25 protein-coding genes are annotated in these 22,179 nt (G+C 72.1%); 17 read left to right on the top strand and 8 right to left on the bottom strand.

The genetic code is table 11. From position 1 onward, the window contains the following. Positions 1 to 26 precede the first annotated feature (26 nt). The 4 genes from rpoZ to ACVGV2_RS14050 all read left to right on the top strand — a co-directional run bounded on the left by rpoZ (position 27) and on the right by ACVGV2_RS14050 (position 3,635). Positions 27 to 320, top strand: coding sequence for a DNA-directed RNA polymerase subunit omega (gene rpoZ, locus ACVGV2_RS14065; protein WP_459162821.1), 294 nt, complete (start codon positions 27 to 29; stop codon positions 318 to 320). Next, positions 317 to 1,588 carry a bifunctional phosphopantothenoylcysteine decarboxylase/phosphopantothenate--cysteine ligase CoaBC gene (gene coaBC, locus ACVGV2_RS14060; protein ID WP_459162820.1) on the top strand — a complete coding sequence of 424 codons (1,272 nt, stop codon included), beginning with the start codon at positions 317 to 319 and terminating at the stop codon, positions 1,586 to 1,588. The genes rpoZ and coaBC overlap by 4 nt, the downstream gene beginning before the upstream one ends. Positions 1,589 to 1,615: 27 nt before the next feature. Continuing rightward, positions 1,616 to 2,815 carry a methionine adenosyltransferase gene (gene metK, locus ACVGV2_RS14055; RefSeq protein ID WP_459165994.1) on the top strand — a complete coding sequence of 400 codons (1,200 nt, stop codon included), beginning with the start codon at positions 1,616 to 1,618 and terminating at the stop codon, positions 2,813 to 2,815. Between the two features lie 103 nt (positions 2,816 to 2,918). Beyond that, positions 2,919 to 3,635: a YwaF family protein gene (locus tag ACVGV2_RS14050; RefSeq protein WP_459162819.1), complete on the top strand. Its 717-nt coding sequence runs from the start codon at positions 2,919 to 2,921 to the stop codon at positions 3,633 to 3,635. Here ACVGV2_RS14050 and ACVGV2_RS14045 read toward each other — a convergent pair. Beyond that, on the bottom strand, positions 3,586 to 4,104 hold the full coding sequence (locus ACVGV2_RS14045; protein ID WP_459162818.1) for a tRNA (cytidine(34)-2'-O)-methyltransferase: 519 nt from the start codon (positions 4,102 to 4,104) through the stop codon (positions 3,586 to 3,588). The two genes, ACVGV2_RS14050 and ACVGV2_RS14045, sit on opposite strands and share 50 nt — an antisense overlap. Positions 4,105 to 4,210: 106 nt before the next feature. On the opposite strand from ACVGV2_RS14045, the gene ACVGV2_RS14040 reads away from it, so the two are divergent. Continuing rightward, complete coding sequence (locus tag ACVGV2_RS14040) at positions 4,211 to 6,244, top strand: primosomal protein N' (protein ID WP_459162817.1); 2,034 nt, start codon at positions 4,211 to 4,213, stop codon at positions 6,242 to 6,244. Between the two features lie 184 nt (positions 6,245 to 6,428). On the opposite strand, the gene ACVGV2_RS14035 is transcribed toward ACVGV2_RS14040, so the two are convergent. The 4 genes from ACVGV2_RS14035 to ACVGV2_RS14020 all read right to left on the bottom strand — a co-directional run bounded on the left by ACVGV2_RS14035 (position 6,429) and on the right by ACVGV2_RS14020 (position 9,498). Then, on the bottom strand, positions 6,429 to 7,037 hold the full coding sequence (locus ACVGV2_RS14035; protein ID WP_459162816.1) for a DUF3558 domain-containing protein: 609 nt from the start codon (positions 7,035 to 7,037) through the stop codon (positions 6,429 to 6,431). A 193-nt stretch (positions 7,038 to 7,230) separates the two neighbouring features. Then, positions 7,231 to 7,845, bottom strand: a complete 615-nt coding sequence (locus ACVGV2_RS14030; protein ID WP_459162815.1) for a DUF3558 domain-containing protein — start codon at positions 7,843 to 7,845, stop codon at positions 7,231 to 7,233. A gap of 11 nt (positions 7,846 to 7,856) precedes the next feature. Beyond that, the gene (locus ACVGV2_RS14025) at positions 7,857 to 8,342 is read right to left on the bottom strand and encodes a hypothetical protein (RefSeq protein ID WP_459162814.1); all 486 of its coding nucleotides are present in this window, start codon (positions 8,340 to 8,342) and stop codon (positions 7,857 to 7,859) included. A 223-nt stretch (positions 8,343 to 8,565) separates the two neighbouring features. Continuing rightward, positions 8,566 to 9,498: an aldo/keto reductase gene (locus ACVGV2_RS14020; RefSeq protein ID WP_459162813.1), complete on the bottom strand. Its 933-nt coding sequence runs from the start codon at positions 9,496 to 9,498 to the stop codon at positions 8,566 to 8,568. Between the two features lie 149 nt (positions 9,499 to 9,647). Between ACVGV2_RS14020 and ggt the strand changes: the two genes are divergently transcribed. Together ggt and ACVGV2_RS14010 are read left to right on the top strand one after the other, a co-directional pair. Beyond that, on the top strand, positions 9,648 to 11,453 hold the full coding sequence (gene ggt, locus ACVGV2_RS14015; protein ID WP_459162812.1) for a gamma-glutamyltransferase: 1,806 nt from the start codon (positions 9,648 to 9,650) through the stop codon (positions 11,451 to 11,453). A 295-nt stretch (positions 11,454 to 11,748) separates the two neighbouring features. Further along, positions 11,749 to 12,018: a DUF1883 domain-containing protein gene (locus ACVGV2_RS14010; RefSeq protein WP_459162811.1), complete on the top strand. Its 270-nt coding sequence runs from the start codon at positions 11,749 to 11,751 to the stop codon at positions 12,016 to 12,018. A gap of 119 nt (positions 12,019 to 12,137) precedes the next feature. Here the strand turns inward: ACVGV2_RS14010 and ACVGV2_RS14005 are convergent, their stop codons facing one another. Further along, the gene (locus ACVGV2_RS14005; protein ID WP_459162810.1) at positions 12,138 to 12,449 is read right to left on the bottom strand and encodes a HigA family addiction module antitoxin; all 312 of its coding nucleotides are present in this window, start codon (positions 12,447 to 12,449) and stop codon (positions 12,138 to 12,140) included. 16 nt (positions 12,450 to 12,465) lie between these two features. Continuing rightward, positions 12,466 to 12,744, bottom strand: coding sequence for a type II toxin-antitoxin system RelE/ParE family toxin (locus ACVGV2_RS14000; RefSeq protein ID WP_459162809.1), 279 nt, complete (start codon positions 12,742 to 12,744; stop codon positions 12,466 to 12,468). Between the two features lie 84 nt (positions 12,745 to 12,828). Between ACVGV2_RS14000 and ACVGV2_RS13995 the strand changes: the two genes are divergently transcribed. The 8 genes from ACVGV2_RS13995 (at position 12,829) to ACVGV2_RS13960 (ending at position 19,601) form a co-directional block, all read left to right on the top strand. After that, positions 12,829 to 13,131, top strand: coding sequence for a hypothetical protein (locus tag ACVGV2_RS13995; RefSeq protein WP_459162808.1), 303 nt, complete (start codon positions 12,829 to 12,831; stop codon positions 13,129 to 13,131). Between the two features lie 122 nt (positions 13,132 to 13,253). Further along, entirely contained in the window at positions 13,254 to 13,799 is a 546-nt protein-coding gene (gene def, locus ACVGV2_RS13990) for a peptide deformylase (RefSeq protein ID WP_459162807.1), read from the top strand. A gap of 1 nt (position 13,800) precedes the next feature. Continuing rightward, the gene (gene fmt / locus ACVGV2_RS13985) at positions 13,801 to 14,730 is read left to right on the top strand and encodes a methionyl-tRNA formyltransferase (protein ID WP_459162806.1); all 930 of its coding nucleotides are present in this window, start codon (positions 13,801 to 13,803) and stop codon (positions 14,728 to 14,730) included. Then, positions 14,727 to 16,253 carry an RsmB/NOP family class I SAM-dependent RNA methyltransferase gene (locus ACVGV2_RS13980; RefSeq protein WP_459162805.1) on the top strand — a complete coding sequence of 509 codons (1,527 nt, stop codon included), beginning with the start codon at positions 14,727 to 14,729 and terminating at the stop codon, positions 16,251 to 16,253. Before fmt ends, ACVGV2_RS13980 begins: the two co-directional genes overlap by 4 nt. Positions 16,254 to 16,258: 5 nt before the next feature. Then, entirely contained in the window at positions 16,259 to 16,735 is a 477-nt protein-coding gene (locus ACVGV2_RS13975; RefSeq protein WP_459162804.1) for a nucleoside deaminase, read from the top strand. A 76-nt stretch (positions 16,736 to 16,811) separates the two neighbouring features. Next, the gene (locus ACVGV2_RS13970; RefSeq protein ID WP_459162803.1) at positions 16,812 to 17,300 is read left to right on the top strand and encodes an OsmC family protein; all 489 of its coding nucleotides are present in this window, start codon (positions 16,812 to 16,814) and stop codon (positions 17,298 to 17,300) included. Positions 17,301 to 17,304: 4 nt separating this feature from the next. Beyond that, the gene (locus ACVGV2_RS13965) at positions 17,305 to 18,705 is read left to right on the top strand and encodes an amino acid permease (protein ID WP_459162802.1); all 1,401 of its coding nucleotides are present in this window, start codon (positions 17,305 to 17,307) and stop codon (positions 18,703 to 18,705) included. A gap of 164 nt (positions 18,706 to 18,869) precedes the next feature. Then, complete coding sequence (locus tag ACVGV2_RS13960) at positions 18,870 to 19,601, top strand: GntR family transcriptional regulator (RefSeq protein ID WP_459162801.1); 732 nt, start codon at positions 18,870 to 18,872, stop codon at positions 19,599 to 19,601. A gap of 291 nt (positions 19,602 to 19,892) precedes the next feature. Here the strand turns inward: ACVGV2_RS13960 and ACVGV2_RS13955 are convergent, their stop codons facing one another. Beyond that, complete coding sequence (locus tag ACVGV2_RS13955; RefSeq protein ID WP_459162800.1) at positions 19,893 to 20,231, bottom strand: hypothetical protein; 339 nt, start codon at positions 20,229 to 20,231, stop codon at positions 19,893 to 19,895. Positions 20,232 to 20,324: 93 nt separating this feature from the next. Here ACVGV2_RS13955 and rpe point away from each other — a divergent pair, with 93 nt between their 5' ends. Both rpe and ribD read left to right on the top strand, forming a co-directional pair. Further along, positions 20,325 to 21,035: a ribulose-phosphate 3-epimerase gene (gene rpe / locus ACVGV2_RS13950; RefSeq protein ID WP_459162799.1), complete on the top strand. Its 711-nt coding sequence runs from the start codon at positions 20,325 to 20,327 to the stop codon at positions 21,033 to 21,035. Between the two features lie 81 nt (positions 21,036 to 21,116). After that, complete coding sequence (gene ribD / locus ACVGV2_RS13945) at positions 21,117 to 22,124, top strand: bifunctional diaminohydroxyphosphoribosylaminopyrimidine deaminase/5-amino-6-(5-phosphoribosylamino)uracil reductase RibD (RefSeq protein ID WP_459165993.1); 1,008 nt, start codon at positions 21,117 to 21,119, stop codon at positions 22,122 to 22,124. The last annotated feature ends 55 nt before the right edge of the window (positions 22,125 to 22,179 follow it).

The following is a 22,179-nucleotide window of genomic DNA, read 5'->3' as shown; positions in this document are numbered from 1 at the left end:
GACGTACGAGAGCAGGAGCCACCCACGTGAGCACCCCGAGCGCTCTGACCGCGCTGAACAGCAGCCCGACCACCGACACCGCGGAAGGCATCACCTACCCGCCGATCGACGACCTGCTCGGGCAGGTCAGCTCCAAGTACGCGCTGGCGATCTTCGCCTCCCGCCGCGCGCGCCAGATCAACGACTACTACGCCCAGCTCGGCGAAGGCCTGCTGGAGTACGTGGGCCCGCTGGTCGAGCCGGGACCGCGTGAGAAGCCGCTGTCGATCGCCCTGCGCGAGATCCACTCCGGCGTTCTCGAACACACCGAAGGCGAATGACCGGCGCCGAGTCCGAGCGCCGCCCGCGCGTGGTGCTCGGGGTCAGCGGCGGTATCGCTGCTTTCAAGGCGTGCGACGTGCTGCGCCGGCTGACCGAGACGGGTCACGACGTGCGGGTGGTGCCCACCGAGGCGGCCCTGCAGTTCGTCGGCGCGGCCACGTTCGAGGCCCTGTCCGGTGCACCCGTGGACACCGGGGTGTTCACCCGGGTCGACGAAGTGCAGCACGTCCGCCTGGGCCAGCAGGCCGACCTCGTGGTCGTCGTGCCCGCCACCGCGGACCTGCTGGCGCGCGCCGCGCACGGGCAGGCCGATGACCTGCTCACCTCCACGTTGCTCACCGCGCGGTGCCCGGTGCTGATGGTGCCCGCGATGCACACCGAGATGTGGGAGCACCCGGCCACCCGGGACAACGTGGCGCTGCTGCGCAGCCACGGCGTGACCGTCGCCGAACCCGACCGGGGCCGGCTCACCGGCCCGGACAGCGGCAAGGGGAGGCTGCCGGAACCGGCGGAGATCGCCGACCTCTCCCGACTGCTGCTGGCCGAACCTCGCGGGCTGCCGCACGATCTCGAGGGACGGCGGGTCGTCGTCTCCGCCGGAGGTACCCGCGAGCCGTTGGACCCGGTGCGCTACCTGGGCAACCGCTCCTCCGGGCGGCAGGGCTACGCACTGGCCAGGGTGGCCGCCCAGCGCGGCGCGGAAGTCACCCTCGTCGCAGCGCACACGGCTGATCTGGCGGATCCGGCGGGGGTGCGCATCGTGCGCGTCGGCACCGCCGAGGAGCTGCGCACCGCGATGCTCGAGGAGTCCGACGGGGCCGACGCGGTGGTCATGGCCGCCGCCGTGGCCGATTTCCGGCCGGTCAACAGCACCGAGCACAAGGTGAAGAAGACCGACCGCGATCCGGATCCGGTGGGGTTGACCCGCAACCCGGACGTGCTGGCCGAGCTCATCCGCGCGCGGCGGCAGGGCGGGCTGCGCACGGGGGTGATCACCGGGTTCGCCGCCGAGACGGGTGATCCGAACACGACGGTGCTCGAGCACGGGCGCGCGAAACTGGCGCGCAAGGGCTGCGACCTGCTCGTGGTCAACGCGGTCGGCGACGGACGCGCCTTCGAGGTGGAGGACAACGACGGCTGGCTGCTCGCCGCCGACGGGACCGAGCGCCCCATCCAGCACGGTGCGAAATCCCGGCTCGCCGCCGCTGTGTGGGATGCTGTGCGGGAACAGCTGGACTTCGGGTGGCCCAGCGGAGGACGAAGCTAGGGGAGAGCCGTGACCGAGCAGTCGGACCTGCGCGGTGGGCGCAGGTTGTTCACCAGCGAGTCGGTGACCGAGGGTCACCCGGACAAGATGGCGGACGCGATCAGCGACTCCATCCTGGACGAGTTGCTGCGCACCGACCCGCGTTCGCGGGTGGCCGCCGAGACCATGATCACCACCGGCCAGGTGCAGGTCGCCGGTGAGATCACCACCGGCTCCTACGCCGACATCCCCGGGATCGTGCGCAACACGCTGCTGGAGATCGGTTACGACTCCTCGGCCAAGGGCTTCGACGGGAACTCCTGCGGTGTGAACGTGGCCATCGACGCGCAGTCGCCGGACATCGCCCAGGGCGTCGACGACGCGCACGAGACCCGTGTGGGTGGCTCCGAGGACGAGATCGAGAAGCAGGGCGCCGGCGACCAGGGGCTGATGTTCGGCTACGCCTGCAACGACACCGACGAGCTCATGCCGGTGCCGATCGCCCTGGCGCACCGGCTCTCGCGCCGCCTGGCCAAGGTCCGCAAGGACGGGGTGCTGCCGTACCTGCGCCCGGACGGCAAGACCCAGGTGACCGTGGAGTACGCCGGTGACCAGGCGGTGCGGCTGGACACGGTGGTGCTGTCCACGCAGCACGCGGCCGATGTCGACCTGGGCGGCACGCTGACCACCGACGTGCGCGAGCACGTGGTCGAGCCGGAAGTCGACCGGCTCGGGCTGGACGCCTCGGACATGCGGCTGCTGATCAACCCGACCGGCCGGTTCGTGGTGGGTGGTCCGATGGGTGACTGCGGCATGACGGGCCGCAAGATCATCGTGGACACCTACGGCGGGATGGCCCGGCACGGTGGCGGTGCCTTCTCCGGCAAGGACCCGTCGAAGGTGGACCGCTCGGCGGCGTACGCGATGCGCTGGGTGGCCAAGAACGCCGTGGCGGCGGGCTTGGCCGACCGCATCGAGGTGCAGGTGGCCTACGCGATCGGCAAGGCCGCGCCGGTGGGCCTGTTCATCGAGACCTTCGGCACGGAGAACGTGGACCCGGTCAAGATCCAGGCCGCGATCAACGAGGTCTTCGACCTGCGTCCGGCGGCGATCGTGCGCGACCTGGACCTGCTGCGCCCGCTCTACGCGCAGACTGCGGCCTACGGCCACTTCGGCCGCGACGACGTGGACCTGCCGTGGGAGCGCACCGATCGGGCCGCGGCACTGCGGCAGGCCGCAGCGGCCTGATCGCAGGTCCCCGACCAGCAGGCCCTGAACGGCGCACCCCCGGCGGCAGGTCCTCGGCGCTGAGGCGCTGACCGGGAGGTACCACCGCGTTTACCGTGGGTGCATGGGCGGGCTCGCGGCGGTGCAGCGGAGCTTCGAACCGTACGGTCCGTCGCACTGGGTGCTCATCGCGCTGCTGCTGGTCGGGGGAGTGCTGGTGGTCCTGCTCGGCAGGCGCCTCGGTGCGCGGCGGACCGGATTCGCGCGGGGCTTCGCGGTGGTGATCGTCGCGTTCCAGCTCCCGCTGCTGGTGTGGCGGATGCTGCCGCCCCGGTGGGATCTCACGGAGTCGCTGCCGCTGCACCTGTGCGACCTGGCCTGGCCGGTGGCGGCCTACGCGCTGTGGACGCGGCGGCAGTGGGCCTACGCGCTGACCTACTACTGGGGCCTGACGCTCACCCCGCAGGCGGTGATCACGCCCGCGCTGGACGCGCCGGACTTCCCGCACTGGGTGTTCATCGAGTTCTGGGGCCAGCACCTGCTCGTCGTGTGGGCGGCGGTGCTGCTCACGTGGGGTCTGGGGATGCGGCCGACGTGGCGGGACTGCGGCCGGTCGCTGCTGGTCACCGCGGGCTGGGGGGTGGCGATGCTCGGCTTCAACGCCTGGGCGGGCAGCAACTACGGCTACGTCACGGAGAAGCCGGAGAACCCCTCGCTGCTGGACCTGCTCGGCGGCTGGCCCTGGTATCTCGCCGTCGCGCTGCTGCTCGGCGCGTGCGCCTGGGCGGCGGTCACGCGTCCGTGGACGGGCCGCTGGCCGTGGTCTCCGGTGCCGCGGTGATCGCCTCCGCCGCGGACGGCAGCGCGTAGCCCTGCTGGCGCCACGCCTCGTAGACGGCCACCGCCGCCGAGTTCGCCAGGTTCATCGAGCGGATCCCCGGGCGCATGGGGATGCGCAGTTCCCGGGTGACCCCGGCGCGCACCTCGGCGGGCAGCCCCACCGACTCCGGGCCGAACAGCAGCGCATCACCGGGCTGGAAGGACGCGGTGCTGAAGCACTGCTCGGCCTGCACCGTGAAGGCGAACACCCGCGGGGGGCGGATCGCCGCCCACGCCGCTGCCAGGTCGCGGTGCACGTGCAGCCGAGCGCGGTCGTGGTAGTCCAGGCCCGCCCGGCGCAGCTTCGCGTCCTCCACCGCGAATCCCAGCGGTTCGACCAGGTGCAGCGCGGCCCCGCACCCGGCCGCCATGCGGATGGCGTTGCCGGTGTTGCCGGGGATTTCCGGCCGGTAGAAGACCACGTGAAACACCTCGAACCGTATCGCACCGGCCGCCGCAGCCGTGTGCGCGGCCGCTGCGGACCGGCGCCGGGCGGTCGCGCGCGGGCGTCCCGCCGCGTTCTGGTATGCAAGGAGCATGGCGACGCGGGGGAAGTCGACGCGGGGGGAGTCTCAGCAGCGGACTCCGGCGGAGCACCTGCCGATCGCCCGCGTCCTCGTCGACATCGCCCTGCCCGCGCACTTGGACCGCCCCTTCGACTACCAGGTGCCCGAGCACCTGTCCGCCACGGCGCACGCGGGCTGCCGGGTGCGGGTGCGGTTCCGCGGCAAGCTCGCCGACGGGTTCGTCCTCGAACGCGCCGAGAGCACCGACTTCCCCGGCAAGCTCGCCTGGCTGGAACGCGTCGCCGCCGCCGAACCGGTGCTCACGCCGGAGCTGCTGCAGCTGTGCCGCGGTGTCGCCGCCCGCTACGGCGGCATGCTCGCGGACGTGGTGCGGTTGGCCGTGCCGCCGCGTTCCGCCTCGGGGGAGAAGACCGCGCCGACCGAGCCCGCCGCCGCACCCGCCCGACCCGCTGCCGAGGCGTGGCAGCGCTACCTCCGCGGGCCCGCCTTCCTCGACGCGCTCGCCGGCGGACGCGGTCCCCGCGCCGTGTGGCAGGCGTTGCCGGGGGAGGACTGGCCGCGCCGGCTCGCGGAAGCCGCGGCCACCACGGCCGCCGCCGGCCGGGGTGCGCTGCTGGTCGTACCCGACCACCGAGACTTGGCGCGGCTGCACGAGGCCTGCGTCGAGCTGCTCGGAACCGGAGGCGTGACCGCGCTGACCGGTGAACTGCCCCCGGGCGAGCGGTACCGGCGGTGGTTGGCGGTGCTGCGCGGGTGCGCCCGCGTCGTCATCGGCACCCGCGGCGCCATGTTCGCCCCCGTGCGCGACCTCGGCCTCGCCGCCGTGTGGGACGACGGGGACGAGTTGCACAGCTATCCGCAGGTGCCCTACCCGCACGTGCGGGACGTGCTCACCCACCGCGCGCACGCCAACGGTGCCGGGCTGCTCGTGGGCGCGTTCGCCCGCACCGCCGAAGCGCAGCTGCTCATCGAATCCGGCTGGGCCCCGGAGATCACCGCCGACCGCGACACCGTGCGCGCGGCGTCCCCGCGGGTGACCGCGATCGGCGAGGACGACTTCCAGCTCGCCCGCGACCCCGCCGCCCGCGCGGCGCGCCTGCCGTCGGTGGCCTTCGACGCGGCTCGCGCTGCGTTGCAGCGCGCTGCCCCGGTGCTCGTGCAGGTTCCGCGCAAGGGCTACGTGCCGGCGTTGGCTTGCGGGCACTGCCGGGAACGGGCCCGTTGCCGGCACTGCGCCGGGCCGCTGGCGCTGTCGCACGGCGAGGGCGGAACGCGCCCGGCGGCGTGCCGCTGGTGCGGGGCGACCGAGGCCGCGTTCCGCTGCCCGCAGTGCGGGTCGCGGCGGCTGCGCGCCGTCGCCGTCGGCGCGGAACGCACCGCCGAGGAACTCGGCCGGGCGTTCAGCAACGTGCCCGTGCGCACCTCGGCGGCCGGGGACGTGCTGGCCACGGTGCCCGCGAAACCCGCGCTGATCGTGTCCACACCGGGGGCGGAGCCGGCCGCGGAAGGCGGCTACGGGGCGGCGCTGCTGCTGGACGGCGGCGCCCTGCTCGGCAGGCCGGAACTGCGCGCGACCGAGACCGCGCTGCGGCTGTGGTTCGCCGCGGCGGCGCTCGTGCGGCCGGCGAGCTCGGGCGGGCGCGTCGTCGTCATGTCCGACTCCGAGCTGCAACCCGTGCAGGCGCTGGTGCGCTGGGATCCGGGTTGGTACGCGGAGCTGGAACTGGCCGAACGCGCACAGCTCGGATTCCCGCCCGCGCGCCGCGTCGCCGCGGTCGACGGCACGCCCGAAGCCGTGGAGTCGCTGGTGGGCTCCGCCGAGTTGCCGGAGACGGCCGAAGTGCTCGGTCCCGTGCCGCTGGGCGAGGTCGCGGGCGCGGCCGAGCCCGTCGACGAGGAGGACGAGCGCGAACGCCTGCTGGTGCGCGTGGACCGCAGCGAAAGCCGCGCCCTGGCGCGGGCCCTGCACGCGGCGCAGGTCGCGCGCGCCGCGCGGAAGGCCAGTGAGCTGCGGGTCCGGCTCGACCCGCTGGAGATGATCTAGCGGGTCGCCGTGCGCGATGTCGAGCTGGACGTTCAGTGCTCAGGTGCGCGTCTTGTTCCACGTGCAGGTGCCCAGCGGCCGTGTGGAGACGTGCAGTTGGGCGCCAGTGCGATGGCTATCGCTGATGCGGGTGGCTGGTGACCCGGCGTGGCTGTTGCACCGGTGTTGATGGGGAAGTGCTGGATCAGGCGTTGGGGATGTTCTTGAGGACCTCGGTGGCGATCGTGTCCGCGTAGCCGCAGGGGTCCTGCATTTCGGGTGCGTCGCCGCCGGTGCGCGTGAAGTCGATCCGGAACGATGCGCTGTCGGAGACGCCGACGTCGACGGAGCAGAGGTTGCTCATGCGGTCCCTGTGGTTGGCCGGATAGCCCTGCACCTTAGCGGGGTGGAACTCGTCGAACGTCTTGGCGTTCTGGTACATCGTCTCGGGGCTGGTCCGGTTCAGCTGGGTTACCGAGGCCATGGCGTTGTCGTTTCGCCAGTCGCAGGAGGAATCGCCCCACATCGATTCGTCCGGTTGTGGTTCGCCGCCGAGACCGAGTTGCTGGAGTTGCTCCGGGGTGAGCAGCTCGCACGCACCGCCAACGGCTTGCAGGTTCTTGGGCTGGTCGATCTGCGGGGTGTTCTGCTGCTGGCTCGGCGTCGACTCGGCTGGGCTGCTGGGCTGCTGATCCTCCGAGCCGGCGTCGGTGGGCGTGACGCAGCCGGCCAGGCCGAGCGCGGCGAGCACCGCGGTGGTGCCCTGTGCGGTGCGGCCCAGTGTGGGGTGGCGGAGCACGGTCGTGGTTCTCACTGGTTCCGGGTTGTTGACGTGGTGTAGTCGGTTCTCGGACTCTTGTCGGCGATGGCAGCGCATGGGTGCGCCCAGCGGTTTCCTTGATGGCGTTCCCGCCTTGATGGCGCTCCGCTGGGCGCGCGTTGCTGATGTGAGCTCTCGGTCGTTCGATGCGGTTTTGCACCGGTGTTGAGCGGGGATGGCCGCTGGATCAGGCGTTGGGGATGTTCTTGAGGACCTCGGCGGCGATCTTGTCCGCGTAGCCGCAGGAGTCCTGCATTTCGGGTGCGTCGCCTGCGTAGCGCGTGTAATCCACTGAGAACGAGGCGTCCTTGGAGACCGCGACTTCTGTCCGGCACAGCAGGCTCTGCCGGTTCTTGTGCAGGGCCGGGTAGCCGTGCAGCTTGGTCGGGTGGAAGTCACCGGACGATTGGGCGCTCGCATACATTTGCTGTGGACCTGTTCCCAGCTGTGTGTCCGGAGTGACTGTCACAGCGAATTGCTCTCCTGACCAGTCGCATGCCGGTCCTCCCCACCCCGACTCTGTCGGCTCAGGTTGAGCTGTTTCGCCCAGTTGTTGGAGCTGTTCCGGGGTGAGGAGACTGCACGGGTCTTTGACGGCGCGCAGGTTTTTCGGCTGGTCGATGCTGAGAGCGGCGTCTTGTTGCCCCGAGGTGGCCTGCTGGTTGGTGGGCGGCTGCTCGGGCTGCGATCCGCTGTCCGTGGGCGTGGCGCAGCTGGCCAGGCCGAGCGCGGCGAGCACCGTGGTGGTGGCCAGTGTGGTGCGGCGGAGCGTGGGGTGGCGGAGTTTGGTGCGGCGGAGCACGGTCGGGGTCCTCACAGTTGCCGGGGGGTGGCTTCCTCGTCGGTGGACTGGTAGTCGCGCTGCGCGGCCTCGAGCTGCTCGATCTGATTCTGAAGACGCTCAATCGTCTTGTTCACAACCCAGGCGAGGTTGCCAGGTTCTTCGCCGGCCATCTGATTCAGAGATGTGGCAATCTTCTGGCTCACCTCATCGGTTCCCGGCCCCGTCATCTTCTGCATGTCAGTGGTTTTGGAGAGGATTCCCCGCAGCTTGTCCTGCGCCTCCTTGTACTTGGCGACGAGGTCGGGGATCTGCTCGACGTCGACGCTGAACGAGGCCTGCTGCACGCCGCCGCTGCCGTCGTTGACGTGCGTGTTCACCAGTGCCTGCGGTGTGCCGGCGCCGTTCTGCTGCAGCAGCCCGAGGCCGGCCAGCGGCGGCACGGCGCCTCCTGCGGTGTCGGTGCTCGCCAGCGGCAGCGGCGGTGGCGCCGCGTTCGGATCGGTGTTGTCGGCCATCGCTCCGGCGTCCTCCTGCTGGATGTGCTCGCGCGATCAGTGCTTGATCCGCAGCGGAGCATACAACCTCGGCCCGGGCGATGGGGTCGGAACCGGTGAATCCGGCTCGCGCGGACGCTCCTGACCAGCCCGGCTGCACCGGGTCGGTGCCCGGCCGGTGGGCAGGGGGCAGCGCCGCGCGAGCACCTCGAGCAGGCCCGCGCGCAGCACGAACGCGCCGGCGTCAGCCGGTGGACTTCGACAGCAGGGTCAGCTCCTCCTGCGTCAGCTCCAGTTCGACCGAGGCCAGCAGGGCCTCGAGCTGGCGCAGGTCGCGGGCACTGGCGATCGGCGCCGTCACCGTGGGTTGCTGCCGCAGCCAGGCCAGGGACACGGCCGTCGGCGTGCTGCCGTGCGCGGCGGCGACCTCGTCGAGCGCGGCCAGCGCGCGCTCCCCGCGCTCGTCGAGGTAGGCCAGCGCGCCTTCCGCGCGCGGACCGCCGGCCGCGCCGTCGTTCGTGCGGTACTTGCCGGTCAAAAAGCCCTTGGCCAACGAGTAGTACGGCAGCACGCCGAGGCCCTCGCGGTGGGCGAGGTCGGCCAGTTCCGCTTCGTAGTCCCGTTCCACGAGGTTGTAGTGCGGCTGCAGCGCGACGTAGCGGGGCAGACCGTCCCGGTCGGCCGCGTGCAGCGCGGCGCGCAGCCGCTCGGCGCTGAAGTTCGACGCTGCGACGTGGCGCAGCTTGCCAGCGCGGACGAGCTCGTCGAACGCGCCGAGGGTCTCCTCCACCGGCACCGACGGGTCGTCGAAGTGCACGTAGTACAGGTCGATGTGGTCGGTGCCCAGCCGCCGCAGCGAATCCTCCGCGGCGGCGCGGATCGTCGGTGCCGAGATCCCGTTGTTCGGCGGGAGCGCGCCGCCCTTGGTCGCGATGACGACGTCGTCGCGCCGACCGCGCCGCTGCAGCCAGTTGCCGATGATCGTCTCCGACTCGCCGCCGGAGTTGCCCGCGGCGAACGCGCTGTACACGTCCGCCGTGTCGATGAAGTTGCCGCCAGCCGCGGTGTAGGCGTCGAGCACGGCGAAGGACTGCTCCTCGTCAGCGGTCCAACCGAAGACGTTGCCTCCGAGGTTGAGCGGGAACACGTCGAGGTCGCTGCTTCCGAGTTTGGCCATGCCACCGACCCTAGCGCGGTCCGCGCGGGTGCCGGGTGCCTCCGGAACCGCTGCCCCGGTCGGAGCAATCCTGATTGCACGGTGCGTGGTGTTGTGCGTGCGCTCGGTGGTGGGCAGAGTTGGGAGATCACTGCTGCGTGGAGGTGCGGATGTCGACGGGACGGGTGCTGCTGGGGCTGCTGTGCGCGGGGACGTTGACGATGTCGGCGACGCCGGTGGCGACCGGTGCTGCCGAACGGCACGTGCCCGTGCCGCCGAAGCGGCCTGAGGCCGTGGGGTACGGCGGAGCTGTCTCCAGCGTGGACGCGGACGCCACGCGTGCGGGCGTCGACGTGCTGCGCCGCGGCGGCAGCGCGACCGATGCCGCGGTGGCGGTGGCCGCGGCGCTGGGGGTGACCGAACCGTACTCCGCGGGCATCGGTGGCGGCGGCTACTTCGTGCGCTACGACGCCGACACCGGTGAAGTGTCCACTCTGGATGGTCGTGAGACCGCGCCGGCCACGGCGCACGAGCGCATGTTCACCGTGGACGGAGAGCCGATGCCGCGGGACGAAGCCGTCACCAGCGGGCTGAGCGCGGGCGTGCCCGGCACCCCGATGCTCTGGCAGGAGGCGCTCGACCGCTGGGGGAACACGGACCTCTCCGAGGCGCTGCGCCCCGCGGAACGCTTGGCGCGCAACGGGTTCACCGTCGACGAGACGTTCCGCGAGCAGACCAGGGACAACGCCGAGCGGTTCCGGGACTTCCCGGCGACGGCGGAGCTGTTCCTGCCCGGCGGCGAACCGCCCGAGGTCGGCACCCGGATGCGCAATCCCGACCTCGCCGAGACCTACCGGACGCTGGGGCGCGAGGGGGTGGAGGCGTTCTACGACGGACCGATCGGTGCCGACGTCGCCGACACCGTCAACGACCCGCCGGTGCGCCCCGGCGCGGACCGCACCGTGCGCCCGGGCGGGATGAGCCGGCAGGACCTGCGCGACTACCGCGTCCTGCAGCGCGAACCCGCGCGCACCACCTACCGGGGTCGCGACGTCCACGGCATGGCCCCCGCCAGTTCCGGTGGCACCACCGTCGGCGAGGCGTTGAACATCCTGGAGCGCTCGGACCTGGGCGGCATGGACCGGACGAGCTACCTGCACCGGTTGTTCGAGGCCACCAAGATCGGCTTCGCCGACCGCAACCGGTGGGTCGGGGATCCGGCGTACTCCGACGTGCCCACCGAAGGACTGCTCGACAAGCGGTTCGCCGCCGCGCGGGAATGCCTCATCGACGACGGCTCGGCGCTGCCGACCCCGGTCGCACCGGGCGACCCGACCGAATCCGGTGACTGCCGCGGCGGCACCGCGCCGCAGCGCCCCGACGCGGAAGGGCCGAGCACGACCCACCTGACGGTCGCCGACGCCGCGGGCAACGTGGTGTCCTACACGCTGACCATCGAGCAGACCGGCGGCAACGGGATCGCCGTGCCCGGCAGGGGATTCCTGCTCAACAACGAGCTCACCGACTTCTCGTTCACCCCGGACGCCCCCGGAGTGCCGGATCCGAACCTGCCGGAACCGGGCAAGCGCCCGCGCAGCTCGATGAGCCCGACGATCGTCACCGACGGCGAAGGCCCCGTCGCGGCGCTCGGCAGCCCGGGTGGGACGACGATCATCAGCACCGTCACGCAGCTGCTCACCGAGCACTTCGACCGCGGCCGGCCGCTGGTGGACGCGATAGCCGCACCGCGGGCCTCGCAGCGCAACGAGCCCGAGACCGAAGCCGAACCCGCGTTCCTCGCCCGGCCGGAGGCCGCGGAGCTCCGCTCGCGCGGGCACCGCTTCGCGGCGGCGGACGAGATCGGTGCGGCGACCGGTGTGCGCCGGCTGCCCGACGGGCGGTGGGCCGCCGCGGCCGAACCGACCCGGCGCGGCGGTGGATCGGCCGCGGTGGTCGTTCCCGCATCCGCACCGTGAGCAGCCGCACCGTTCAGAAAGTGTGTAAAAGCGTGCACTTCCTGAGCTACGTATTGCTGCGCTGCTCCGCAGCCACCGTTCGGGGTGGTCTTATGAACCGTCCTGGAGTGGCTGGAGACTCTCGGTTCACGCCGCCTCGGTGAGGGCGGCAGAGCCTCCAACCCACCCAGGACGGTTCAAGGATCCGTCTGCGGACACTCACAGCAACAGCGATCCAGTCAGCACCACAAGACGAGCCAACCGGAACAAACCCGGCACTCGATCATGCTCCTCAAGATCATGTACGGATAGGCATGTGGAATACCTCTACTGGGATCTCGGACTGTGCACCACCGGCCTCACCGTGGAAGTGGAGATCAGCGGTGTTGAGGCCTTCGTTCGCCTCATGGACGCGGCCAACTTCCAGGACTACCTCGACGACGGCGACTGCACCTACTACGGCGGGGTCTGGCAGGAAAGCCCCGTCGACCTGGACATTCCCCACGACGACCACTGGTACCTCGTCATCGACGGCTACGAAGGACGCATCAAAGTCCACCAAGTCACCACACACGACGCTGCTTGATGCGGATCAAACCTCTGCCCTGAGGATCACGGCTTCACCGGACTCGAAAAGTACTGCAGACCGCGAGCAGGGACCGCGCCCGCAGGGAACGCCTGCGGGCGCTTCGTCTGCCGCGTGAATCACTGCCCGCTGCGCACGGGCTGAATCGCGTCGAGTTGGTCTTTGAGCGCGTCCTTGGCCACTTCACGGTCGTAGTCAGCCTGCAGCCCGGTCCAAAACCCCTCGGACATGCCGAAGTAGCGCGACAACCGCAATGCGGTGTCCGCCGTGATGCTGCGCTTTCCCTTGGTGATCGCGCTGATCCGCGTCTGGGGCACCCCGATGTCCTGGGCGAGGCGGTACTCGCTGATGCCCATCGGCTCGAGGAACTCCTCGCGCAGGAGCACACCCGGGTGCGTCGGCGTCATGACCACCTCATCCTCGCCGGCCATGTGCCGGCACCCCCTTTCAGTGGTAGTCCGTGATCTCGACATCTTCCGGACCGGCATCGGTCCAGGTAAAGCAGATCCGCCACTGCTTGTTGATCCGGATACTGTGCTGGCCGACCCGATCCCCGCGCAGCTGCTCCAGGCGGTTGCCTGGCGGCACCCGCAGATCCTCGAGCGTTGCCGCCTGATTCAGCATGGCCAGCTTGTTCCAGGCACGCCGCTGCACATCGACAGGCCACCGGGTGCGCAGGCGATGCCACACACGTTCGGTGTGCTTGTCCGCGAACGACCGAATCACACACCCCATAGTAACGTGACGCGTTACTAACGTAAAGCGTCACTACGGTGCGGGCGTCGCGGCGACCCACGCCGATCCGCCGGCGTGGCCCCGCAGGACTCGGGAGCCGCCTCAGCAACGGTCAACGCTGCTCAGCAAATCGGCGGCTCGCTGGGCACCGCCCTGCTCAACACGATCGCGACCACAGCCACCGCGTCCTACCTCGCCGACCACGCGGCCTCGCCGCAGAGCGCAGCCACGGCCACGGTCCACGGCTTCACGATCGGACTCACCGTAGCCACGGCCATTCTCGCGGCCACGGCCGTGCTCACCGCCGCGCTAATGCCGAAAGCAGGCCGCACAACTGTTTCGGCGAAAGCGAACCAGGTCGGACAGACCGCAGATTGATCAACCCCGCGGCTCCGCCCGGGGCATCGCCGGTGCCTCGGCCGGTACCCGCGGGCGCCCTCCGCGGCGGCGTCTCCGTAGACTCGGTGGGCAGTCACCGCGCGTCGAGACCAGGAGCCCCCGTGACCGTCCAGCCCGTCCGCCTGTTCGGCGATCCCGTGCTGCGCACTCCCGCCGAGGAGGTCGTCGACTTCGACAAGGAGCTGCGCACCCTGGTCAAGGACCTGTGGGACACGATGGAGGACCAGGGCGGAGCGGGCCTGGCGGCTCCCCAGCTGGGTGTGGGGCTGCGCGTGTTCACCTACCACTGCGACGGCTTCGCCGGGCACCTGATCAACCCGGGTTTCGACGTGGTCGGCGACGAGGAGCAGTTCGGCCTCGAAGGCTGCCTGTCGATCCCGGGCATGGGCTGGGACTGCCTCCGGTACCGCCGGGTCGTGGCGCGGGGCTGGAACATGCACGGTGAGCCCGTCGAGGTGGAGGGCAGCGACCTGCTCGCCCGGTGCGTCCAGCACGAGACCGACCACCTCGACGGGGTGTTGTTCGTCGACCGGTTGGACCCGGCGACGCGCGAGCAGGCGCTGCGCGAGATCCGGCAGGCCGAGTGGTTCGACGGCACCGAACCGGTGATCAAGCAGGATCCGCACCCGTCCTTCGGGGGGCGGTGACATGCGGCTGGTGTTCGCTGGCACGCCCGAGGCGGCCGTGCCGGGACTGCGCGCGCTGCTGGCCTCGCCGCGGCACGAGGTCGCGGCCGTGGTGACGCGCCCGGACGCGCCGACCGGCCGGGGGCGCAGGGTGGAACGCTCCCCGGTGGGAAAGCTCGCCGAGGAGCACGGCGTCGAGGTGCTCACGCCGAAGCGGGCCGATGATCCCGACTTCCTGCAGCGGCTGGCCGAGATCGACCCGGACTGCTGCCCGGTGGTGGCCTACGGCGCACTGCTCAAGCAGCAGGCGCTGGACGTCCCCCGGCACGGGTGGGTCAACCTGCACTTCTCGCTGCTGCCGGCCTGGCGCGGGGCCGCACCGGTGCAGGCGGCGCTGCGGCACGGCGATGAGATCACCGGGGCGAGCACGTTCCGCATCGTGCCGGACCTGGACGCGGGGCCGGTTTTCGGCGTGGTGACCGAGGAGGTCGGCCCGCGCGACACGACCGGGGAACTGCTCGTGCGCCTGGCCGACTCCGGCGCCCGCCTGCTCGAGTCCACGATGGACGGGATCGAGGACGGAACGCTGCAAGCACGCCCGCAGTCGGACGACGGCGTCAGCTACGCGTCCAAAGTGACCGCCGACGACGCCAAAGTGGACTTCACCCGCCCCGCCCACCTGGTCGACAGACTCGTCCGCTCGGTCACGCCCGAGCCGGGCGCGTGGGCCTGGCGGGGCGAAGAGCGGCTCAAACTCGGCCCGGTGCGGCCGCTGCCCGAGCAGCCGCGGCTGCGACCGGGCGAGATCGCCGTCGAGCGCAAGCGCGTGCTCGTCGGCACCGGCACCGACGTCGTCGAACTCGGCGAAGTGCAGGCTCCGGGCAAGAAGCGCATGGCCGCGTCGGACTGGGCGCGCGGCACGAGGATCGAACGAGGAGAGCAGCTGAGTTGAACGACCGCGGCAAGGACCGTCGCACGGGTGAGCCGCGCCGCGACGCGCGCTCCGGCGGCAACGACCGCCGGTCGGGCAAGGCCGCTCGGTCCGGTGGAAAGGACCAGCGCCCCGGGCGGCGGGCGGCGAACGAGGACCAGCGCCCCGGTGGCGACAACCGATCCGGCGAGGAGAAGGATCCGGCGCGGCTGGCCGCACTGGACACGCTGCGCGCGGTTCGGGAGCGAGACGCCTACGCCAACCTGGCGCTGCCGAACCTGCTGCGGCAGCGCAACATCACCGGCCGGGACGCGGCCCTGGCCACCGAACTCGCCTACGGAGCCAGCCGGGCGCAGGGCCTGCTCGACGCGATCATCGGCGAGTGCAGCTCCCGCCCGCTCGGCGAGATCGAGCCGAAACTGCTCGACGCGCTGCGCATCGGTGTGTACCAGCTGCTGCGCACGCGCATCCCCACGCACGCGGCCGTCGGTGCGACCGTGCACCTCGTGCGGGCGGTCATGGGCGACCGGCCCGGCGGTTTCGCCAACGCGGTGCTGCGGCAGGCGGCCAAGCGCGACGAGCAGCAGTGGATCGACCGGGTCGCCCCGGACGCGGCCGAGGATCCGGTCGGGAACCAGGCCATGCGGCACGCGCACCCCCGCTGGATCGCGCAGGCCTTCGCCGACGCGCTCGGCTCCACCGCTGAACTGGGCGACGTCCTCGCCGCTGACGACGCGCGCCCGGAGGTGCACCTCGTCGCCCGCCCCGGGCAGATCAACGCCGACGAACTCGCCGCGATCACCGGCGGTGATCCCGCGCCGTACTCGCCGTACGGGGTGCGGTTGGAAGCAGGTGCGGGCGATCCCGGCGAGCTGGAGCCGGTGCAGGAGGGCTTCGCCGGTGTGCAGGACGAGGGCAGCCAGCTCGTCACGGTCGCGCTGGCCAAGGCCGAGCTCGGCGAAGGCCCGGACAGCAGCTGGCTGGACCTGTGCGCCGGACCCGGCGGCAAGGCCAACCTGCTCGGCTCGCTGATCACGATGGACGGCGGCCGGCTGGACGCGGTGGAGCAGACCGCGCACCGCGCGGACCTCGTGCGCCGCGCGACCGAGGAACTCTCGGTGCAGGTGTACGAAGTGGACGGACGTGATCCCGGGTTCGAACCGGGTTACGACCGGGTGCTGGTGGACGCGCCCTGCACCGGGCTCGGCGCGCTGCGGCGCCGACCGGAGGCCCGGTGGCGGCGCCAGCCCTCCGACGTCGATGATCTCACCGAGCTGCAGCGGCAACTGCTGCGTTCGGCGGTGCGCCTGACCCGCTCCGGCGGCGTCGTCGCCTACGTGGTCTGCTCGCCGCACCTCGCTGAGACCGGGGGCGTGGTGTCCACTGTGGTCCAAGACGGGGTCCGAGACGGGGGAGTGGAGCAGCTCGACGCGCGGCCGTACTTCCCCGGAGTGCCCCAGCTCGGCGACGGTCCCGGGGTGCAGCTGTGGCCGCACCGGCACGGCACGGACGCGATGTACTGCGCGTTGTTGCGGAAGCGGTGAGCACCATGAGTTCGGACTACGCGCCCACACCGGAGCAAGCGCAGCGCTGGACCGCGTGGCTCGACGTGGCCGTGCGGGAGGCACGTGCCGGCGAGGCCGAAGGCGGCGTCCCCATCGGTGCGGCCCTGTTCGACGCCGACGGGAACCTGCTGGGACGCGGGTGCAATCGCCGCGTCCAGGACGACGATCCCTCGGCGCACGCGGAAACCGCCGCGTTCCGCGCTGCGGGGCGGCAGCGCTCCTACGCGGGAACGACGATGGTGACCACGCTGTCCCCGTGCTGGTACTGCAGCGGCCTGGTCCGGCAGTTCGGCATCGGCCGCGTCGTGATCGGGGAGGTGCGGAACTTCCACGGCGGGCACGACTGGTTGGCCCGGCACGGGGTGCACGTGGGAGTTCTCGACGACGCGGCGTGCCGGCGGATGATGGCCGACTTCATCGCCCGGCGCCCGGAGCTGTGGAACGAAGACATCGGAGAATGACCTCGCACGGCGCGGCCGTCGCGCACGGCGCGTGCGACCGGGCCGCGCGCCGAGACGAGCAGAACAGGTGGTGGTGATGTCCGAGCAGAGCGCTGACGCGGGAGCGGACCCCAGCGGGCAGAGCGGTTCCGCGGCTGGCACTCCGGTGCGCGTGACCCGCACCGGCGAGCACGCGTTCACCGCCGTCAACGAGCGCGGCGCGCAGGTCGCCATCGGCCGCGAAGGCATGCCCGGCTCGTTCACCCCCGGTGAGCTGCTGCTGGCGGCCATCGCCGGCTGCTCGGCGGTGACCAGCGAGAACCTGCTGGTGCGTCGGCTGGGCGCGGACGCCGAGATCACCGTCGACGCCGACCGCAGCAAGAACGCCGACGACAAGCACCGGTTCGCCTCGGTGCAGACGCAGCTGCGCGCGGCGCTCGACGAGATCGACGACGGTGAACAGCGGGAGAAGCTCGTCGCGGCGGTCGAGCGCGCGATCGCGAAGTACTGCACCGTCAGCCGCACCGTCGAGGAAGGCACCCCGATCCACCTCGACATCGCCGACGGTCGGGAACCGGGGGACTGAGCACGTGGACGACACCGCGCACACGCCGCAGCAGACGGCATCGCCGGGACTGCGGCGGGAGCTGAGCGGTCGTCAGGTGACGATGCTCGCCGTCGGCGGGGCGATCGGCACCGGCCTGTTCCTCGGCTCGGGTCTGGCCATCTCCATCGCAGGTCCCGCCGTCATCATCGCCTACCTGGTCGCGGCGCTGGCGGCGCTGGCCCTGGCGTACGCGCTGGCCGAGATGGTCGTGGTGCACCCGGAGGCGGGTGGGTTCGGCCCGATCGCCCAGCGCTACCTCGGCGGGCTCGCCGGGTTCGTGCAGCGCTGGATCTACTGGGCCGCCCAGGTGGTCAACATCGGCAGCGACGTGGTCGCGGCCGGGCTGTACATGCAGTTCTGGTACCCGGAACTGCCGCTGTGGCTGCCCGTGGTGGTCTTCTCCGCGCTGCTGCTGGTGGTCAACGCGGGCGCGGTGCGCTTCTTCGGCGAGTTCGAGTACTGGTTCGCGATGGTCAAGGTCGTCACGATCATCGCGTTCATCGCCATCGGCCTGCTCGGGATCTTCGTCGGCCTGCCCGGTCGCGAACCCGCCGGGCTGGCCGCGCTGACCGAGCACGGCGGGTTCCTGCCGAACGGTGCGGGCGCGGTGTGGCTGGCGCTGACGATCGTCACGTTCTCCTACCTGGGTACCGAGGCCGTGGCGGTGGCCGCGGCCGAGTCGCAGGAGCCGGGGCGGGACGTGCCGCGGGCAGCGCGCGGGATGGTGCTGCGGCTGGCCCTGTTCTACGTGCTCGGCATGTTCGTCGTGGTGGCGATCCTGCCGTGGAATCAGGTCTCGACCGAGGAGGACGTGCTGCAGAGCCCGTTCGTGCAGCTGTTCGCGATGGCCGGCGTGCCCGCAGCGGCGGGCGTCATGAACTTCGTAGTTCTGACGGCCGCTTTGTCGGCGGTGAACACGAACCTGTACGTCTCCTCCCGCATGGGGCATTCGCTCGCCCTGGACGGATACGCCCCGCGCTGGTTCGCCCGGGTCGGCCGCAACGGGGCGCCGCGGCGCGCGCTGGGGTTGTCCGCGGCGGGGCTGGTGCTGGCCGCGGTCGTCTCCGCGGTCTCGCCGGAGACGGCGTTCCCGTTCATGGTGGGGCTGGCGCTGTTCGGTGCGCTGGTGACGTGGCTGATCGTGTTCGCCAGTCACCTGGCGTTCCGCCGCCGGCGGCGTGCCGAGGGGGAGCCCGCCTCCCCGGTGCGGCTGCCGGGGGCGCCGGTGACCGCGGTGCTGGCGATGCTGTTCCTCGTCGCGGTGCTGGCGACCATGCCGTTCACCGAGCAGTTCGCCACCGCTTGGCAGTCGGGGGTGCCGTTCCTGCTGCTGCTGGTGGTGGCGTACGTGGTGGTGCGGCGCCACCACCAGAGCCGGAGCTGACCGGGCCCTCATACCCCGGTGGGGTTGTGCGTTTCGCGCGAAACGCACAACCCCACCGGCCGGTCGCACCCGACTGGACGTTTCCGCGCCACCGCGGCTGCTGCACGCTGGGGGAGCCGCGGAAACACGCGCAGGCGCGGGCAATTCGGGGGCGCGGGACGGAGATGGCTGCCAGGTACGCCCAGATCGCCGAGGACCTGCGGGAACGCATCGCGGCAGGGGAGTACGCACCGGGTGCGCGCCTGCCCAGCGAACCCGAGCTCGGTGAGGCCTACGGCGTCAGCCGCATCACGATCCGCTCCGCTTTCGACGCGCTCCGCGACGAAGGAGTGCTCACCATTGCCCGCGGGAAGGGGGTCGTGGTGGCACCACCGAAGCGGATCACACGAGTCAACTCGCAGGAACGGCTGTCGCGGGCCCGGCGGCAGGCGAACGTGGCGGCCTTCCTCGCCGAGGCCGACCGGTACGGCTTCCGGGCGGCGAGCAACGTCAAGGTCCGGTTCGAAGCCGCCGGGGACACCTACGCCGCGGTTCTCGGCATCGGCCCGGACGAGGCCGTCTGCGTGCGCGACCGCGTGCTGCGCGCCGACGGCGAGCCGGTGCAGCTGGCCACCTCCCGCCTGCCGCGTGCGGTCACCCGCGGTACGGCGCTGGAAACCGCGGACACCGGCGCCGGCGGTGCCTACGCGCGGCTGGACGAGTCGGTGGGGCTGACCCGCTTCGCCGAGAGCGTCGGCGGGCGGACGGCCACGAGCACGGAACGCTCGGCGCTGAGCACCACCGTGGTGCTGCACGTGCGACGGCTGGCCTACTCCGGCGCGCGCGTGGTCGAGTGCAACGACATGGTCATGCCCGCCGAGCGCTACGAGCTCGAGTACAGCTGGCCCGCGGACTGAGCGGTCCCCGCCGCTGCGGCCTCCGCCGGGCGGCTCGCAAGCTCCGCGCGGCTCCGCGCGGAGCGGACGGAGAAGCGCGTTGGTGGAAGCGCGCGGCGCGTAGGCGGGAACCCACCGCGCGGGCGGAAGCGCGCGGGCGAGACGCGCGGTGCGTAGGCGGAACCCGCCAGGCGGGGCGGGACCCACCGCGCGGGCGGAGAAGCGCGGCGGAAACGCGCGGTGTGGGCGGGATCCCGCGATGCGGAAGCCCGCAACGCGGGCAGGACGCTGGATTCGCGGGCGGAACCGCGCTCAGCTCGCCGCGCCGGCGGACTCGGCCAGCGCGGAAGTGACCGCGCGGGCGCAGTCGAGCCCGGCGAGGTCGGCCTCCAACCATCCGCGCGGTGGCGACGGCTGCGTCGGCGCGTCGATCATCGCTTCCAGCAGGGCGGCGAGCTCGGCGGCGGATTCGGGGTTCATGGCCGCGGCGCGCTCGCGCAGGTCGCCCCACGGCTGCGCGGTTTCCTCGGTGATCACCAGCTGCCGCACCTTGTGCCGCAGCGCGTCCACGCTCATGGCAGCCGCGGCCGGAACGGTGCTGTTCTCACCCAGAGCCGCCACCGCGGCGCGCTTGTCGTCAACGGGGGCCATCGCGCACCTTCCGCTGCTCACCTTCCGCTCGTGCCGCGGGCGTTCCCGTGGCCGGAACCGAATGTAGCAGGACGGGGGATTTACAATCCCGCTGTGTCGAACGGACAGCGAACCGCCCAACCGCTCATCGCCCCGTCCATCCTGTCGGCCGACTTCGCGCGGCTCGCCGACGAACTCGCCGCGATCAACGGCGAGCCCGGCCAGCGCGCCGACTGGGTCCACGTCGACGTGATGGACGCGCACTTCGTGCCGAACCTGACGCTCGGCCTGCCGGTGGTCGAATCCCTGCTCAAGGCCACCGACATCCCGATGGACTGCCACCTGATGATCGACGACCCGGACCAGTGGGCGATCGGCTACGCCGAGGCCGGAGCGCACAACGTGACCGTGCACGTCGAGGCCGCCGAGGACCCGGTGGGGCTGGCCAAGAACCTCCGCGCGGCCGGCGCGCAGGCGGGGCTGTCGGTCAAGCCGAACACCCCGTTCGAGCAGTACGTCGACGTGCTGGCGCACTACGACACGCTGCTGGTGATGTCGGTGGAGCCGGGCTTCGGCGGGCAGAAGTTCATGCCCGACGTGCTCGAGAAGGTCCGCGCCGCGCGGCAGATGGTGGACACCGGCCACCTCAACCTGCTCGTCGAGATCGACGGCGGCATCAACAACGACACCGTGGAACAGGCGGCAGAGGCGGGCGTGGACTGCTTCGTCGCCGGCTCCGCCGTCTACGGCGCCGAGGACCCCTACCGAGCCGTGCGCGCGCTGCGCGAGCAGGCAGCGCCGGGTTTCGCGCGCTCGAGGCACTGACCCGTGCACGAGCGGGAACCGCAGGGCCAGCGCAACGATCCGGCCGGGGGCGGTGCGCCCGCTGACGCCTGGGACGCGGCCATGCTCGAGGCGATCGAGCTCGGCCGGGGCGTGCGCGGTTCCACCAGCCCCAACCCGCCCGTCGGCTGCGTCGTCCTCGACGCCGCGGGCCGCGTCGCCGGTCGCGGCGCCACCAGCCCGCCCGGCGGGCCGCACGCCGAGGCCCGCGCGCTGGAGCAGGCCGGCGCGCGAGCGGCGGGCGCAACCGCGGTGGTCACGCTGGAGCCCTGCGCGCACGCCGGGCGCACACCGGCGTGCGTGGACAGGCTCGTGGACGCGGGCGTGGCCCGCGTCGTGCACGCCGTGTCCGACCCGCACCCCTCCGGTGCCGGCGGTGCCGAACGGTTGCGCGCCGCCGGCGTCGAGGTGCGCTCGGGGCTGCGAAGCGCCGACGCGACCGCGGGTCCGCTGCGCGCGTGGCTGCACTTCGCCCGCACCGGCCGCCCGCACGTGACGTGGAAGTACGCGGCCAGCCTGGACGGCCGGGCGGCGGCCGCCGACGGCACGAGCCAGTGGATCAGCTCCGAGGACTCGCGGGCCGAGACGCACCGCCTGCGCGGCGCCGTCGACGCGATCGCGGTGGGCACCGGCACGGTGTTCGCCGACGATCCGCAGTTGACCGCCCGCGGTGCGGACGGCGCGCCGCTGCCGCGGCAGCCGCTGCGCGTCGTCCTCGGCGACCGCGAGATCCCGGCGGGCGCGCGGATCACCGACGCCGCGGCCGAGACCGTGCACCTGCCGGGTGGCGACCCGGCCGCGGTGCTGGCCCAGCTCGCCGAACGCGGCGTCGTCGACGTGCTGCTCGAAGGCGGGCCGCGCTTGGCCGGGGCGTTCGTCGGCGCCGGACGTGTGGACCGCGTCCTGGCCTACATCGCCCCGGTGCTGCTGGGGGCGGGCCCGGCCGCGCTGGTCGACGCGGGCGTCGGCACGCTCGCCGACGCCTCGCACTGGGAGATCGAGGACGTCACCCGCACCGGGGAGGACCTGCGCGTCAGTGCGGTGCCCCGGACGAGCGGGACTGCGTCATGACGGCCCCGACGGCGGGATGATGGCCCCGGCAACAGCGTCGTGTGAGCGAGGAGGA

It is taken from the genome of Bounagaea algeriensis, from assembly GCF_054491375.1.
Note: the sequence above shows the minus strand (reverse complement) of the source record. Positions and strands in the feature narration are given on the sequence as shown.